Source organism: Gordonia sp. NPDC003585 (assembly GCF_040610755.1).
GTDB lineage: Bacteria > Actinomycetota > Actinomycetes > Mycobacteriales > Mycobacteriaceae > Gordonia.
Window position 1 is genome coordinate 1 of record NZ_JBEXMX010000071.1, and the last position, 15,764, is coordinate 15,764.

Consider the following 15,764-nt stretch of genomic DNA (forward strand, 5'->3'; position numbering starts at 1 on the left):
GCTCGCCGACACCGCCGCGATGGTCGAAGGTCTCGGCCGCAAGGCGCTGGTGGTGCCCGCCGACGTCGCCGATCCGGCCGCCTGCAGCAACGTCGTCGACACGGCCATGGAGACGTTCGGGCGGGTCGACGTGCTGGTCAACAACGCCGGCGTCGGAACCGCCTTCCCGGCCACCCGCGAGACTCCCGAGCAGTTCCGCACGGTCATCGACATCAACCTCAACGGGTCGTACTGGATGGCGCAGGCGTGCGGGCGTGTGATGCAGCCCGGCAGCGCCGTCATCAACATCTCGAGCATTCTCGGCATCACCACCGCCGGTCTGCCGCAGGCCGCATACGCGTCGAGCAAGGCCGGCGTCATCGGCCTCACCCGCGACCTGGCCCAACAGTGGGGCTCCCGCAAGGGAATTCGGGTCAACGCCATCGCGCCCGGCTTCTTCGAGAGCGAGATGACCGACACCTACCAGGACGGATACCTCGACAGCCAGCTGCCGCGTGTGGTTCTCGGACGGGTGGGTCGCGGCGAGGAGATCGCGGCCACCGCAATCTGGCTCTCGTCGCCGGCGTCGGGTTACGTGACGGGGCAGACGGTCGCGGTCGACGGTGGAGTGACGATAACCTGATTTGGTGACGCTGCGCGAGCCGACGAATCGGGTCGATCCCCGTGCCAAGACGCTGTGGCGGATCGTTCCCGCCGTGGTGGGCATACCGCTCACCATCGCCGGCTTGGTCGTCGCGATCCTCGTCCCCGAAGCACGCTGGATCGCTGCGCTCGGAGCTGTCGTCGTGGCCGTCGCAACGGTGGTCGCTGTCACCGCAATACCCGAGTGGCGCTATCGCTTTCATCGTTGGGAGATCGGCGACGAGGCGGTGTACACGCAGTCCGGCTGGTTCGTGCGGCATCGGGTGATCATCCCGATCGCCCGTATCCAGATCGTCGACACCGAGGCCGGACCGCTCGAGCAGTTGCTGCGCCTGTCGACGCTCACCGTCACCACGGCGTCGTCGGCGGGCACCATCCGCATCGTCGGGCTCGACGCGGAGGTCGCCGCGCAGGTTGCCGCCGAACTCACCCGACGAACCCTGGCGCACCGCGATGACGCAACCTGAGCCGTGGCGTCGGCTGTCACCAGGGACGATGGTGGTGCAGCCGGTCGAGCAGCTACCGCAACTCATTCCTGCCCTGATCGCACTGGTCTTCGCCGGTCAGTCTGCGCCCGTCTTCTCTTTGCTGGCCACGGTCGTCGTGGTGCTGCTGGTGACGGTGCTGCCCTGGCTGACCACCCGCTACCAGGTGACACCCGAACACGTACAGGTGCGAAAGGGACTGTTGACACGCAAGGTCGTCACTGCTCGCCGCGACCGCATCCGCAGCGTCGACCTCACCGCAGGCCCGGTCCACCGAATCCTGGGTCTCAAAAAGGTCATCATCGGCACCGGCGGCGACAAGGATTCCGCGACAGTCAAACTCAATGCCCTGTCGGCTGCCGATGCAGACTCACTGCACGGATACCTGATGACCACCGCGCCCCGGGGCGACGTGCCGGCCCTAGACGTCGACCGCCAACCGGCCATTGTCCTCACTCGTTTTCGCCCGGAATGGCTTCGGTATTCCCCGTTTTCGATGGCCGGACTCGCCACTGCGGGTGCCGCGCTCGGGCTCAGCGCGCAGATAGCCAATGACGCCGGACTTTTCGAACGCAGCGTCGGGACCGCGGAACGCGCGGCCGATGCAGTGCGCGGCATCCCGGTGGCCGTGGTGATCATCGTCGTGGTCGTCGGTGTCATCGGATTGGGGTCCGCGCTTTCGGTTCTCGGCTACATTCTGCGCTTCTGGAACTTCACCCTCACCCGCCACCCGGACGGCACCTTGCGCACCGAACGCGGACTCCTGACCACCAACGCCGTGAGTTTCGACGAATCCCGTATCCGCGGTACGCATCTGCACGAACCGGTTCTGATGCGACCGGTACACGGCGCCCGCCTGGGCGGTATCGCCATTGGCCACATCAAGCACCCCCTTCTGCTCCCACCCGCACCGAAGGACGAGGCAGTGCGCGTGGGCAACCTGGTCGCCGACGATGGGGTGGAACTGACGATGCCGCTCGTCGAGCACGGACGCACCGCGCGGACCCGTCGGCTCAATCGCGCGGCGATGGCCGGTGCCGCCGCGCTGATTCTCTCGGGCATCCCGGCAGTGACCGGCGGTCCGGTGTGGTTTCTGGCGCTCGGTGTCATCGCACTGGCCGCGTCGATGACGTTTGGCGTGGCGCGTTACCGCCACCTCGGTCATGCCATCACCGATCAGTCCGTGGTGATCGCGCCGCCGAAGATCGCACGGCACCGGAACGCACTCGATCGCGACGGCATCGTCGGCTGGGCCACCCGCGCGTCGTGGTTTCAGCGGCGCGCGGACGTGCGCACCGTGATCCTCGCAACCGCCGCCGGCTCCGAGGGATACGAACTGGTCGACCTCGACGTCGCCGCCTCCGACCGCGTCATCGCGACCACCGCCCCACCGTGGATGCGCCAGTTCCTCGCCACCGCGAGAGGGGAATGACATGCAGATAGGCCTGCACGCCCTGGGCATCGGCACCGGAGCCGATCCGGACATCATCGCCGCCACGGCACGACATGCAGAGGACCGAGGTTTCGCCACACTCTGGTGCGGTGAACACGTCGTGATGGTCGACGACCCGACGTCGCGTTATCCGTACACAGCCGACGGGCGCATCGCGGTGCCTGCCGAAGCCGACTGGCTCGACCCGATGGCCTGCCTGAGTTTCGCGGCCGCACACACGTCGACCATCCGGCTGGCCACGGGAGTGGTACTCCTACCGGAACACAATCCGCTGATCATGGCCAAGCAGGTGGCCTCCCTCGACCGCTTGAGTCGCGGGAGGTTTACCTTCGGCGTGGGAATCGGTTGGGCACGAGAAGAATTCGATGCGCTGGGGGTGCCGTTTGCACGGCGCGGTGACCGTACCGCCGACTACAGCGACGCGATGCGCACGCTGTGGACCGACGAAGTCGCGACCTACTCCGGCGAGTTCGTGTCGTTCCGCAACGTCCGAGTCAATCCGAAGCCGACACAATCCGCCCTGCCTATCGTGGTCGGCGGCAACAGCGATCGTGCGCTGACCCGGGTGGCCGAGTGGGCCGACGGTTGGTACGGCTTCAACCTCGACGACGCCGACGCCGTGGCGAACAGACTTTCCGTCCTACGATCCGCCTGCGCCGCGCACAGTCGCACATTCACCGACCTGCACATCGCGGTCGCGTTGGCCACACCCTCGCCAACCGATCGCGACCGTCTCGAGGAACTCGGGGTCACCGAACTGGTGATCGTCGACTCGCCACCCGACGCGTCGTCCGATGTGCCGCGATGGATCGACGAACTCGGCGACCGCTGGTTGGGGTGACCGATCTGGTGTAGCGCCCTCGCGCTTCGATTGCCACCGTCCCCGACACTGATCCACTGACTGGGACATTCGACCGAGACTTTTCGGTAATTCCGTCCCAGCCCCCTCCGTGGCGTGGTACACATCACAGCAAGAAGAGTCAGGTCTGACTGGTTCACGGTCGAATCGAGGGGTGGACAGCATGCACGACAGGCACACAGAGGACGGGGTCTCGCGGCGGTCGGTGTTGAAAGGCTCAGCCGCTGCGGCAGTTCTGGCCGGCACCGCGGTGACGATGCCGCAGGTCACGGCCCCGAGTGCACGTGCGGTGCCGCCCACCCCCAAACGTCGACGACGCGAGGTCGCGGTGTTCGGTGGCGGCATGTCGGGCCTGTCCGCGGCCCACGAGCTCATCGAACGCGGCTTCGACGTCACCGTGTACGAGCCCGCCTACCTCGGCGGGAAGGCCCGCAGTCACGACGTGCCGGGTACCGCGCGCGGCGGGCGCAAGGCCCTGCCCGGCGAGCACGGCTTCCGCTTCTTCCCCGGCTGCTATCAGCACACACCCGACACCATGGAGCGCATCCCGCTCCCGGGCGGCGGCAATGTCAAGGACCGTCACCTCATCAACGTCGAGGCTGCAATTGTCGCCTTCGACGATTCCGGATACGCCCCCACCGCGGCCCCGGCGTCGATCATGGGCGGCATCGAGCACGCCGGCGAACTCGTGACCCTGGAGAATCTCCGCAACGCGTTCATGACCGGACTGAAGTTCGTGGTCGACATCCCGCCGTGGGAGCTCGCCTACTTCGTCAACCGCGAGCTGATCATCGCGACGAGCTGCAAAGAGCGCAGGCTCGGCCAGTGGGAGAACCAGTCCTGGATGGAGTTCGTCAAGGCCAAGGGAAAGTCGCCCGCGTACAACAAGTACCTCGCGGGTGCGCTCACGCGAGCACTGGTCGCCGCGAAGTCGGGCACCGCGTCGGCGCGGACGATCGGGCAGATCGGCCTGGCACTGGCGACGTCGGCCACCGGTCTCGTCGGGCAGTACGACGCCGGACTCCTGCACGGCGGCGTCGACCGAATCCTCAACGCGCCCACCAACCATGCGTGGATCGACCCCTGGGTGGCATATCTGAAGGCGCGCGGCGTGAAGTTCGTGATGGGCGACGGGGTCAGCCAGTTCACGATGGCCGGTGGTCGGATCTCGGGCGCACGTATGACGTCGGGCCGCACCGTGACGACCGACTGGTATGTCGCGGCGATGCCCATCGACCGCCTGGGCCCGATGCTGACCCCAGCGCTGCTCGCCGCCGACCCCTCACTCGCCGGAATCCGGAAGCTCGAAGACGACTGGATGGTCGGCATTCAGTACTTCCTGAAGCACAAGTCCGACCTCCCACCCGCGCACATCGCATCGCTCGGCACACCGTGGGCGCTGACCGGGCTCTACCAGGCCAAGCCCTGGGGAGTGGATTTCGGGCGTACGTACGGCGACGGTCGGGTCCACGACTGCCTCTCCATCGACATCTCCGACTGGAACAAGCCGGGAATTCTGTACGGCAAGCCCGCCAAGGAATGCTCCAAACAGCAGATCGCGCGTGAGGTGTGGGCGCAGATGAGCCGCGCCATGAACTCGGGCGGTCGTCGCATCCTGCGCAGCGAGGACATCGTGACGTGGTCGTTGGACCCGGGAATCACCTGGTCGCCGACCATCGCCAACGCCACCCCGCTCATGGTGAACACGGCCGGCTCGTACAAGAATCGCCCGACGTCGGACACCCGCATCTCCAACTTCTTCATCGGCGGCGACCACGTCCGCACCAACATCGACCTCGCCACCATGGAGGGCGCGAACGAGTCGGGCCGCATGGTGGCCAACGCGATCATCGGTGAATCGGACAGCCCGGCCCGACCGGCGACGGTGTTCCCCCTGTGGGAGTTGCCGATGCTCGAGCCGCTCAAGCAAGCCGACCGTGCCCGCTACCGCGCGGGCCAGCCGCACGTCCTCGACTTCTGAAGCCCAGGTGAGCATCACCGACAGCTACGATGCGGATGTGGGCAGCAGCCACTTGACTGCGGACATTCAACAGTCACGTCAGCATCGCAGCGACGTGACGCGCACCCGCGTGCTCGACGCCGCGATCCGCGTTCTCGTCGAACGCGGGTATGCGGGTGCGACGACGGTGGCGATCCAGGACGAAGCCCGGGTTTCCCGCGGCCGCATGCTGCATCACTTCCCATCGCGTGACGCCCTCTTGATGGCAGCGGTCGAGCACCTTGCCCGGACCCGGATTGAAGAGCTGCCGCTACAGGTCGAGTGGCCCGACGACCCCATCGCCCGGATCTCGCTGGCCGTCGACACCGGCTGGTCGACCTTCCACCAGCCCTACTTCGTGGCGTCGATGGAGTTGTGGATCGCCGCGCGCAACAACGAGAACCTACGGCAGGCATTGCTGCCGACGGAGAGGGAGATCGGCCTGATCGTGCGTCAGGCCGTCGCCGGGTTCCTCGGCGAGGACCTCACCTCACGCCCGCGCTATCGCGAACTCTTCCCGGTCCTGCTCAGTAGCATGCGCGGTGCCGCCACGACGTACCTCATCGACCGACGCGATCCCACCACCGATCCGCACCTGGATCTGTGGAAGGCAATGATCAAGACGTACCTGCTCGACTGAGCCACCGCCGGCGCGAGCAGGGCTTCCCCCGGATGTGCTCTAATGGCAATTGTTGTCATTAACGAGAGGACTCCGACATGAAGGTACGTGCATCAATCCGGTCGCTGAAGAATCAGCCGGGTTCACAGGTGGTCAAACGCAAGGGCCGAATCTATGTGATCAACAAGGCGAACCCGCGGTTCAAGGCGCGTCAAGGATGACCGGCTTCGACCTGCGTCGAGTCGCTAGTTCCGGGCACCGACTTCGCGACGCTAGTTGATATCGATTATCGTTATGCATATGCCGCTCATCCCCCGCCGAATCAAGCTGTCGGCCGCTGCCCTTCTTCTACTGCCCCTGGGTCTCGTCGGATGTACTTCCAACACCGAAGACGCGTCCCCGTCCGGTCCTGCCGCCTCTGCGCCTGCGTGTCCCATCACCCCGATCAAGGTCGTCGTCAGCGTCGACCAGTGGGGCGACATCGTCTCCGAACTCGGCGGCAAGTGCACCGAGGTCAAGACCATCCTGGCCAGCAGTTCGGTCGACCCGCACGACTACGAGCCCAGCCCGGCAGACGGCGCCGCCTTCACCGACGCGCAACTCGTGGTGGTCAACGGTGCCGACTACGACTCATGGGCGTCCAAGCTCGCAGCGTCGTCGGGCACCAAGGCTCCGACAGTCGATGCGGCAAAGGTGACCAACACCGCCGAAGGCGCCAATCCCCACCTCTGGTACTCGCCGACCGCGGTGACTGCGGTGGCCGATGCGGTGACCGCCGAGCTGACCAAGATCGACTCGAAGGGCGCCGAGTACTTCGCGACGCAGCGTCAGTCCTTCAACACCTCGATGGCCCCCTACAATGACCTGATCACCAAGATCAAGGCCGGGGCGACCGGCAAAACCTACGGCGCGACCGAGGGCGTCTTCGACTACATGGCCCAAGCTGTGGGCCTGATGGACAAGACTCCTGCGGGATTCCGTGCTGCGGCGGCCGCGGAGAGCGACCCCTCACCCGGTGACATCACCGCCTTCACCAGCGCGCTCGCCGGCAAGCAGATCAACGTGCTGATCTACAACAGCCAGACCGAAGGGTCGATCCCCGCACAGATCCGTTCCGCCGCCGAGTCCGCCGGCGTCCCGGTGGTCGAGGTGACCGAAACCGTTCCGCCGGGCCAGGATTCGTTTGCGGCCTGGCAGGTGGCACAGCTGACTGCCCTGGCGAAGGCGCTTGGTGTCCAAGTCTGAGGACGGCAGTACCACTGCGCTGGCATTCTCGGATGTCAGCGCGGTTCGGGGTGGTCGGGTGATCTGGTCGCAGGCGACGTTCGAGATCCCGGCCGGCGGCATCTATGCGGTCATCGGCACCAACGGATCGGGCAAGACCACCCTTCTCCAGATGATCCTCGGGTTGATCCCCAGCGAAGGATCGCTGCGGGTGTTCGGCGAGGCTCCCGGCGCCGAACGGGATCGCATCGGTTACGTCCCACAGCATTACGCCGAGATCAGCGGTGGAGCCATCCGCGCACGCGACGCCGTTCTTCTCGGATTGACCGGTCGACGTTGGGCATTCAGCCCCACCTCGGCGTCCGACAGACGTCGTGTTGACGACGCACTGCGCGCCGTCAACGCGGAGTCCTTCGCCGATTCCCGCCTGGCGTCCCTCTCCGGGGGTCAGCGCCAGCGGGTGGCCATCGCCGAAGCGCTTGTCTCCCAACCAGATATGGTGATCCTCGACGAACCGCTCGCCTCGTTGGACCTGCGTAGCCAGCATGAGATCGTCAGTCTTCTCACCAAGATCCAGCAAGAGATGTCAGTGACCATTCTGGTGGTCGCCCACGACCTCAATCCGTTCCTACCCGTCTTGAGCGGGGCCATCTACCTCCTCGACGGCCACGCACACTATGCCGCGACCGACGACGTGATCGACGAAGACCTCCTGACCCACCTGTACGGCACGCGCGTCCAGGTCCTCCGCACCCCACAGGGCGATCTCTACACGAGGAGCGTCTGACCGTGATGACGACGACAACTCTGGCCATCGGGTACCAGTCCAACTGGTGGGACATCCTCACATCACCGTTCATGCAGAACGCGCTCGTCGGCGGCATTCTCGTCGCCCTGGCGGCCGGACTGGTGGGCTACTTCACCGTCGTCCGCAACACCTCGTTCGCCGCGCACGCACTCGCGCACATCGGTCTTCCCGGCGCCACCGGGGCAGTCCTCATCGGGGTTCCGGTCACGTTGGGGCTCGGCGCCTTCTGTATCGGTGGCGCACTCGTCATCGGCTTCCTCGGTAAGAAGGCCGGCGAACGCGAGGTGATCACCGGCACCGTGCTGGCCTTCGCAACCGGGCTCGGACTGTTCTTCAATTCGCTGGCCACCAAGAGTTCGTCGACGATGACCAACGTCTTGTTCGGCAACCTGCTGGCCATCTCGAATCAGCAGCTGCTCGCCTTCACCGCCATGCTCGCCGTTCTCGCGGTGTGTATCGGATTCGTCTATCGGCCGCTGCTGTACACCTCGGTGAATCCGGGAGTGGCTGAAGCCAAAGGTGTTCCGATCCGTACGTTGTCGATTCTGTTCATGGCCCTGCTGGGTCTGGCGGTGACGATGGCGGTACAGGCCGTGGGCACTCTTCTGCTGTTTGCTCTCGTGGTCACCCCGGCCGCAACGGCGATCATGCTCACTCCCCGGCCGGCCCGGGCAATGGCAATCTCGACGCTCATCAGCGTTGTCGCCGTCGGCGCAGGTCTGACACTGTCCGCGATGTACAACATGCCGCCGAGCTTCCTCATCGTTTCGATCGTCTGCGCGTTCTGGTTGATCGTCTGGGTGAGCAGCAAACGTGTTCGCGCCACGGCACAGGCACTCGACGACACGGCGCCGCCCAGCCACGGCACCCAGACGCACACGACACCTGCCGGGACCTCCTCCGCTCCCTGACGGTGCTCGAGGCGCGAGGCGTCGCATCTCGCAGCGGAGGGGCTTCGACACTCGCAATTCGCCCTTGTGCTCGACCCGGACGACTCCTAAACTGAAGCCCATTCACAAATGAGTATGGTTACCCTAAGTTCCATTCTCTCCTACGTTCGGGAGCGTCCATGACGACGGCTACATCTTCACCGACCGACCAGTCGGACGAGCACGGCCTCGAGCCCGATCCGGCCGAGGAGCACAAGGCACAACAGAAGGCGAACGCTCGGGCTCTCAAGGACCTGATGAAACCGGTTGCGGGACAACTCGCGATCGGCCGGATTCTCGCCGTGATCTCCGGCATCCTCGCGGTATTCCCCTATGTCGCACTGGTGCACATCGGCGACGTGCTGCTCGACGCCTACAACACGGGCACCGCAGTCGACCGCGACGAAGTCGAACGCTGGATTCGAATCCTGGTGATCACCTTCGCCTTACGACTGTTCGTCTACCTGATCGCGCTGCTCGTCACGCATTTCGCCGACGTCAAGCTCGGTCACGTCATCCAGCTGCGACTGGTGCGTAGATTCGCGCGGGTACCTCTCGCGTGGTTCACTTCCACCAACTCGGGGCGAGTGCGCAAGGGCCTGCAGGACGACATCGGAACCATCCACCAGCTCATCGCCCACCAGCCGGTCGACGGCACCATGGCCATCGTGATGCCGCTGGCCTTGATGGTCTACAGCTTCGTCATCGACTGGCGCCTGGGCCTGTTGGCCATCGCCACTCTCCCGCTGTACGTCGGCGCGATGAGCTTGTCCATGCGCGGGATGGGCGGCAAGACCGCCGAGATGGATCAGCGCCTGTCGACGGTCTCGGCCCGCATGGTCGAGTTCGTCACCGGGATCGCCGTGGTGAAGGCCTTTGGGCGCGTGGGACGTTCGCACCGCAACTATCAGGACGCCGCCGACGAGTTCTACGATTTCTACTCCGAGTGGGTCAAGCCGCTGATCCGGGTGTCCGCACTCGGGATGTCGTTCCTCGCAGTTCCGTTGATCCTGGTCATCAACATCGGGATCGGTTCGATCCTCGTACACAACGGCATCGTATCCACGGCCGATGTGCTCGCGACGTCGCTCATCGCCCTGCTGATCCCCTACGCACTCGAGACCCTGATGCACTCGATGTGGTCACAGCAGATCGCCGGCGCGTCGGCGCTGCGACTCGTCGACTTGGCCAACACTCCGATCCTCCCCAGCGCAGACGAGACAGTGCCCCACGAATTACGTTCACATGAAGTGACATTCGACCACGTGAGCTACTCCTACGGCACCGGCCCAGACGCGATCCTCGCCGTGGACGACGTGAGCTTCACGTTGCCGGAGGGCACCGTCACCGCCCTCATCGGACCGTCAGGCTCAGGAAAGTCCACGATCGCGACCCTTCTCGCCCGCTTCGACGACCCGCGATCGGGAACCATCAGCATCGGCGGCGTCCCGATCGCCCACCTGCCCGACCTCTATTCCAGGGTGGGTTTTGTGCTGCAAGACGCTCAACTCCTCAACATCAGCATCCGCGACAACATCAGCCTGGGTCGGCCGCATGCCACCGACGACGAGGTACGACGAGCGGCCGGCGCCGCCCGTATCCTCGACGAGATCGAGTCTCTTCCACACGGATTCGACACGGTGTACGGTGCCGACTCCGGCTTGTCCGGAGGCCAGGCACAGCGCATCGCGATCGCCCGCGCCGTCCTCGTCGACGCACCGATCCTCATCCTCGATGAGGCGACCGCGCTGACCGACCCGGAGTCCGAACACCAGATCCAGCAAGCACTGTCGACGCTCGCGCATGGCCGAACGGTTCTGGTGATCGCCCACCGCCCCGAGGTCATCAAGGGGGTCGACCAGATCATCGTCGTCAACGACGGCCACGTGACAGCGATCGGCAAACACGAAGAGCTCCAGGACAATCCCGACTATGCGCGGCTGTGGAAACTCACCGGCGCGGCGAAGCGAGTTCAGAAATGACCACACTCCCCCTCATCGACATCGTCCCGCGCATGAAGCGCATGGTCTCGCATCCGGAAAACATGCGGCCTGCCATCGCCGGGAGCATCATCGTCGGCCTGGTTGAGGGCGTTGCGCTCGCGGCGCTGCTCCCCACCATCACCACGCTGGCGCAGGGCACCCCGGTCTGGGGCATGGGCCTCGCCGGCTGGCTCTGGGTACTCGGCATTCTCTCCGTCGTCGGCTTTGGCCTACACTACTTCTCGGAGAGCGCGAATTACGCAGTCGCGCTGGACTTCCTGCGGAGTCTGCACCGGCTGGTCGGCGACCAGGTGGCCAAGCAACCACTCGGTTGGTTCGCACGGCCGGCGGCCGGGGCGCTGTCCCGGATGGTGTCGTCGGAGTTGATGTCGGCCGGCGAGATCTTTGCGCACATGTTCGGGCCGCTCGTGTCTCGCAGCACCGCTGCGTTCGTGATCATCGTCGCCGCGTGGTTCTGGGATCCGACTCTCGGACTCATTCTGACCGTTGCGGTTCCGGTGTTCGTGCTCATCACCCTGGCGTCGACGGCGCTGATGCGCAAAGGACGCGCCATTCACGATCCGCAGGAAGTGAATTTGGCCAATCGAGTGGTGGAGTACGCCCAATGCCAGGGCGCACTCCGGTCCTGCGATCGCAGCGACGATTACCGGCCCCTGAGTCAAGCCCTCGACGACACCTACAAAGCAAAGACCAAAGGCTTGTGGCTCGAAACAGTGGGAATGTTGCTGAGCGGCATGGTGACCCAAGGTGTGATCGTTGTCCTGATCACGGTGACCGGGTCACTCGCCATCGACGGCTCGCTGGAACCCATTCCGGCACTGGCCTTCATCGGACTCGCACTCCGATTCACCTCGACGGTCTCGGCCATCACCACCAGTGCAATGGCGCTCGAATCGCGCCGCCCCCTCCTCGACGGCCTCGACGAGGTGCTGACCGCGACGCCGCTTCCCGAACCGAACACGACTGTCGCACTGACCAAGCCGGGAACCGTCGAACTCGATGACGTCACCTTCACCTACCCCGGCGCATCCGCACCCGCGCTGCGCAACGTCTCGATGACCGTTCCCGCCGGGTCGATGGTGGCCCTCGTCGGACCGTCGGGTGGCGGCAAGACGACCATCGCCCGCGTCATCAGCCGCTTCTACGACGTCGACACCGGGCGTGTGCTGGTCGGCGGGGTACCCGTCACCGAACAGACCACCGAACAACTGATGGGCCAGCTGTCGATGGTGTTCCAGGACGTCTACCTCTTCGACGACACCCTCGAGGCCAACGTCCGAGTGGGCCGAGCGGACGCGACCGACGCCGAGGTCCGCGAGGCGGCCGACCTCGCGGGCGTCACCGAGATCGCCGCCCGCCTGCCCGACGGCTGGAATACGCAAGTGGGAGAAGGCGGCCGAGGGCTGTCGGGCGGCGAACGTCAGCGTGTGGCGATCGCGCGGGCACTGCTCAAGCAAGCGCCGATCGTCCTCCTCGACGAAGCGACGTCGGCACTCGACATCGAGAACGAAGCCAATATCGTCGCCGCCGTCGAGCGATTGCGCGCACAGGCCACGGTGATCATCATCGCCCATCGCCTGGCGACCATCGCCGGCGCAGACACGATCATCGCCCTCGACGCCGAGGGCCGCGTCGAAGCGCAGGGCAGACACGAGGAACTGATCGCCACCGACGGGACATACGCCCGGTTCTGGCATCGACTCGAGAGCGCACAAGGCTGGCAGCTGACGAATTAGAATCTGCGTATGCGTCAGAGCAACGTCGACGGCAACGCACGGACGGTGGGCAAGAAGGCCGGCCGCAAGCCGGCTTTCACCGAAGCCGACGTCGTCACCGCTGCGCTCGACGAGGGAATCGACAGGTTCACGTTGTCGGCTGTCGCACAACGGCTCGGCGTGGTCACCCCGGCGATCTACCGGCTGTTCGACTCTCGCGAACAGGTCGTCGTGGCATGCCTGGACCGCGCCGCCGCCAGTATCCGGTTGCCCGCGGACGAACCGGATTGGCATGCGGTGCTCAAACTCTGGGCCGACGAGTGCTGGCGGGTGTGCGAGAATTTTCCGGGCCTCGAACGCGTGGTCTACGACTACGCACCCGCCTTCACCCGGATCGAGGAGATCCTGGCGGAATACTCACGACGCATCACCGCGTACGGCAAGACTCCCGGTCAGGCGATGTTCGCACTCGATTTCATCGGCGACACCGTCTTCGCCTGCCACCTTTCCGTGGAGTCGATGCGCACCGTGGATGACAGCGGCACAACGGGATTGGACCGGGTGAAAGCGGCCGTGAGCACCCACTCGGTCATCGAACCCCGGGAGTCCTGGCGCGAGCGGGGGGTGGTCGACCTGAAGGTCGACTTCATCCTGATGGGACTCGAGCATCGCTGGCCGGAGATCTGAATCCACCCTCGACCCCACGGTCGTTCGGCGGTACCGATCACTCTTGATGGCAATCATCATCGACTGGCCAGGAGGTCGAGGAGGCGGTCGACGAACGCGGCCTGGGCCGGGTTCAGTTTGCGCCGGGCGGTGTCCGGTGACATCCATTCGGCACGGTCGATCTCGGGGAAGCTCTGCATCTGCCCCGACCGTGGCGGCCACACCATCTCGAAGGTGTTGCTCCGAACCGTCGTGACGTCGAGATCGCCTTCGACCCCGAAAGCGACGACGACCTTGCCCGATTTCAGCGTCACCTCCCCGAGATCGATGTGGCCTCCGTCGGGCACCGAGCTGCCGATCTCCTCGGCGAACTCACGGCGGGCGGTCTCCCAGGCCGACTCGTCGGGCTCGACCAGCCCCTTCGGAATCGACCACGCGCCGTCGTCCTTGCGCGCCCAGAGCGGTCCGCCCGGGTGCGCGACGAGAACGTCGACTCCGTCGTCGGATCGCCGATAGAGGAGGATGCCCGCGCTGCGCTTCGAACCATGTGCCATGGATATATTTTCACGGAAACACCGACGACACACGAATGCGGCAGTACCGAAATGTCCGAATCGTAGACACTGTGCATGGCGGTTCTCGACACGATCAAGCACGGCAAAGAAGCCCAGCATCCGGTGGATGACATTCCGCCTCTGGTCAAACTTCTGCCGCTCGGCATCCAGCACGTGCTGGCGATGTACGCGGGCGCGGTCGCCGTCCCGCTCATCGTCGGCGGCGCGATGGTCAGCGCAGGCAAACTCGAGCAGGGCGACATCGTCCACCTGATCACCGCCGACCTCTTCGTCGCCGGTATCGCGACGATCCTGCAGGCGGTCGGCTTCTGGCGATTCGGCGTCCGACTCCCCCTCATGCAGGGCGTCACCTTCGCCGCCGTAGGACCGATGATCACCATCGGGATGAACCACGGCGTGACCGCCATCTATGGGTCGGTGATCGCGTCGGGTGTCTTCATGATCGCCGCCGCACCCATCGTCGGCAGACTGATCAGATTCTTCCCGCCGCTGGTCACGGGCACGATCATCCTCATCATCGGCGTATCCCTGATGCGCGTCGCGGCCGGCTGGTTCGGCGGCGGAACCAACGAGGGCGAGGACTTCGGCGCACCCAAGGCCATCGCCTTCGGCTTCCTGACGCTGGCCATCATCATCGCGCTCGAGATGTTCGCTCCCCCGACGATCAAGCGGGTGTCGGTGCTCGTCGGCCTGGTGCTCGGCACGCTGATCTCGCTGCCCTTCGGCATGGCCGACTGGGATGGTGTCGGCGAGTCGGCGTGGGTGGCCGTTCCGCAGCCGTTCCAATTCGGTGTGCCGTCCTTCGAGCTCAGCTCGATCATCTCGCTGATCATCGTGGCGCTGGTGATCATGACGGAGACCACCGGCGACATCGTCGCGGTCGGCGAGATCGTCGACAAGAAGATCACCCCCCAGAAGCTGGCCGACGGTATGCGTGCCGACGGTCTCGGTACCGTCATCGGCGGCGTGTTCAACACCTTCCCGTACACCGCGTTCGCCCAGAACGTCGGGCTGGTCGCGATCACCGGCGTCAAGACCCGGCACGTCGCCACCTGCGCCGGCGTCATTCTGGTGGGTCTCGGGCTGCTGCCGAAGGTGGCCGCGATCGTGGAGGGCATTCCGCTCCCCGTGCTCGGCGGCGCGGGCGTCGCACTGTTCGGCATGGTCGCCGCGAGTGGCGTGCGAACCCTCTCCAAGGTGAAGTTCAACAACACCAACATCCTGGTCGTCGCCATCTCGGTGGGTGTCGCGATGCTGACCGAGGCCAAGCTGTACTACACCGACCGCAGCAGCGGCGAGGCGGTCAACGTCTCGCTCGACCTCTACCACCAGTTCCCCGACTGGTTCCAGACGATCTTCCATTCGGGTATCTCAGCGGGTGCGATCACCGCCATTCTGCTCAACCTGCTGTTGAACACCCGGAGCACATCGGCCGACCCGCTGGACTATCACAACACCGGCGAGATCGAGGTGGCCGGCGATCCAGTGGGCATCGCCGCCTCCGACGCACCCCGCGGCGCGGCCTTCGACCCCCGCGACGCCCTGGCCGCGGCCGACCCCGACACCCCACCCGAGACGCTACGCGTCCTCGCCGAACACGACGCCGGACTACACCGGTTCATCGTCACCAATCCCAATGCGCCACAGGACCTGTGTGACTGGATCAAGAGTCTCGGCGACCCCAAGGTGACTCAAGTGTTCGACGTCTGGGACGGCCGGACCGACGGGCAGTTCTCGCGCCGGGAGTGATCGGGCACCGTCGACGTTGGGCGGAACGCGGCTGGCCC

General features: G+C 65.4%; 15 protein-coding genes. 14 read left to right on the forward strand and 1 reads right to left on the reverse strand.

Annotation, left to right across the window (positions count from 1 at the left end; all coding sequences use genetic code 11):
* From ABZW74_RS18115 to ABZW74_RS18175, 13 genes are all read left to right on the forward strand, one after another.
* Positions 1–622: SDR family oxidoreductase (locus tag ABZW74_RS18115; RefSeq protein ID WP_355278137.1), on the forward strand; the 622-nt coding region annotated here is incomplete at its 5' end.
* A 4-nt stretch (positions 623–626) separates the two neighbouring features.
* Positions 627–1,109: a PH domain-containing protein gene (locus ABZW74_RS18120; protein WP_355278140.1), complete on the forward strand. Its 483-nt coding sequence runs from the start codon at positions 627–629 to the stop codon at positions 1,107–1,109.
* Positions 1,096–2,559: a PH domain-containing protein gene (locus ABZW74_RS18125; RefSeq protein ID WP_355278143.1), complete on the forward strand. Its 1,464-nt coding sequence runs from the start codon at positions 1,096–1,098 to the stop codon at positions 2,557–2,559. The genes ABZW74_RS18120 and ABZW74_RS18125 overlap by 14 nt, the downstream gene beginning before the upstream one ends.
* Position 2,560: 1 nt before the next feature.
* Positions 2,561–3,421 (forward strand): LLM class F420-dependent oxidoreductase, encoded by an 861-nt coding sequence (locus tag ABZW74_RS18130; protein ID WP_355278146.1) that lies wholly within the window; start codon positions 2,561–2,563, stop codon positions 3,419–3,421.
* A gap of 181 nt (positions 3,422–3,602) precedes the next feature.
* Positions 3,603–5,420, forward strand: a complete 1,818-nt coding sequence (locus tag ABZW74_RS18135) for an FAD-dependent oxidoreductase (protein ID WP_355278148.1) — start codon at positions 3,603–3,605, stop codon at positions 5,418–5,420.
* A gap of 52 nt (positions 5,421–5,472) precedes the next feature.
* Positions 5,473–6,078: a TetR/AcrR family transcriptional regulator gene (locus ABZW74_RS18140; protein WP_240856866.1), complete on the forward strand. Its 606-nt coding sequence runs from the start codon at positions 5,473–5,475 to the stop codon at positions 6,076–6,078.
* A 77-nt stretch (positions 6,079–6,155) separates the two neighbouring features.
* Complete coding sequence (gene ykgO, locus ABZW74_RS18145; protein WP_160900747.1) at positions 6,156–6,278, forward strand: type B 50S ribosomal protein L36; 123 nt, start codon at positions 6,156–6,158, stop codon at positions 6,276–6,278.
* Positions 6,279–6,357: 79 nt separating this feature from the next.
* Positions 6,358–7,302 carry a zinc ABC transporter substrate-binding protein gene (locus ABZW74_RS18150; RefSeq protein WP_240856832.1) on the forward strand — a complete coding sequence of 315 codons (945 nt, stop codon included), beginning with the start codon at positions 6,358–6,360 and terminating at the stop codon, positions 7,300–7,302.
* Entirely contained in the window at positions 7,289–8,068 is a 780-nt protein-coding gene (locus ABZW74_RS18155; RefSeq protein WP_240856831.1) for an ATP-binding cassette domain-containing protein, read from the forward strand. Before ABZW74_RS18150 ends, ABZW74_RS18155 begins: the two co-directional genes overlap by 14 nt.
* A gap of 71 nt (positions 8,069–8,139) precedes the next feature.
* Entirely contained in the window at positions 8,140–9,000 is an 861-nt protein-coding gene (locus ABZW74_RS18160; protein ID WP_240856865.1) for a metal ABC transporter permease, read from the forward strand.
* Between the two features lie 158 nt (positions 9,001–9,158).
* Positions 9,159–11,000 (forward strand): ABC transporter ATP-binding protein, encoded by a 1,842-nt coding sequence (locus ABZW74_RS18165; protein ID WP_355278152.1) that lies wholly within the window; start codon positions 9,159–9,161, stop codon positions 10,998–11,000.
* Positions 10,997–12,757, forward strand: coding sequence for an ABC transporter ATP-binding protein (locus tag ABZW74_RS18170; RefSeq protein WP_240856829.1), 1,761 nt, complete (start codon positions 10,997–10,999; stop codon positions 12,755–12,757). Before ABZW74_RS18165 ends, ABZW74_RS18170 begins: the two co-directional genes overlap by 4 nt.
* Before the next feature lie 9 nt (positions 12,758–12,766).
* Positions 12,767–13,423, forward strand: coding sequence for a TetR/AcrR family transcriptional regulator (locus ABZW74_RS18175; RefSeq protein ID WP_240856828.1), 657 nt, complete (start codon positions 12,767–12,769; stop codon positions 13,421–13,423).
* Positions 13,424–13,479: 56 nt separating this feature from the next.
* On the opposite strand, the gene ABZW74_RS18180 is transcribed toward ABZW74_RS18175, so the two are convergent.
* The gene (locus tag ABZW74_RS18180; RefSeq protein ID WP_240856827.1) at positions 13,480–13,956 is read right to left on the reverse strand and encodes an NUDIX domain-containing protein; all 477 of its coding nucleotides are present in this window, start codon (positions 13,954–13,956) and stop codon (positions 13,480–13,482) included.
* Positions 13,957–14,031: 75 nt separating this feature from the next.
* Here ABZW74_RS18180 and ABZW74_RS18185 point away from each other — a divergent pair, with 75 nt between their 5' ends.
* Entirely contained in the window at positions 14,032–15,726 is a 1,695-nt protein-coding gene (locus tag ABZW74_RS18185; RefSeq protein WP_240856826.1) for a nucleobase:cation symporter-2 family protein, read from the forward strand.
* Positions 15,727–15,764 lie beyond the last annotated feature (38 nt).

Excerpts from the sequence above, each read along its gene's own strand:
- ABZW74_RS18150 (WP_240856832.1), top strand. The coding sequence starts at position 6,358 with ATGCCGCTCATCCCCCGCCGAATCAAGCTGTCGGCCGCTGCCCTTCTT.
- ABZW74_RS18185 (WP_240856826.1), top strand. The coding sequence starts at position 14,032 with ATGGCGGTTCTCGACACGATCAAGCACGGCAAAGAAGCCCAGCATCCG.
- ABZW74_RS18125 (WP_355278143.1), top strand. The coding sequence starts at position 1,096 with ATGACGCAACCTGAGCCGTGGCGTCGGCTGTCACCAGGGACGATGGTG.
- ABZW74_RS18135 (WP_355278148.1), top strand. The coding sequence starts at position 3,603 with ATGCACGACAGGCACACAGAGGACGGGGTCTCGCGGCGGTCGGTGTTG.
- ykgO (WP_160900747.1), top strand. The coding sequence starts at position 6,156 with ATGAAGGTACGTGCATCAATCCGGTCGCTGAAGAATCAGCCGGGTTCA.
- ABZW74_RS18180 (WP_240856827.1), bottom strand. The coding sequence starts at position 13,956 with ATGGCACATGGTTCGAAGCGCAGCGCGGGCATCCTCCTCTATCGGCGA.
- ABZW74_RS18175 (WP_240856828.1), top strand. The coding sequence starts at position 12,767 with ATGCGTCAGAGCAACGTCGACGGCAACGCACGGACGGTGGGCAAGAAG.
- ABZW74_RS18170 (WP_240856829.1), top strand. The coding sequence starts at position 10,997 with ATGACCACACTCCCCCTCATCGACATCGTCCCGCGCATGAAGCGCATG.
- ABZW74_RS18160 (WP_240856865.1), top strand. The coding sequence starts at position 8,140 with ATGCAGAACGCGCTCGTCGGCGGCATTCTCGTCGCCCTGGCGGCCGGA.
- ABZW74_RS18130 (WP_355278146.1), top strand. The coding sequence starts at position 2,561 with ATGCAGATAGGCCTGCACGCCCTGGGCATCGGCACCGGAGCCGATCCG.
- ABZW74_RS18165 (WP_355278152.1), top strand. The coding sequence starts at position 9,159 with ATGACGACGGCTACATCTTCACCGACCGACCAGTCGGACGAGCACGGC.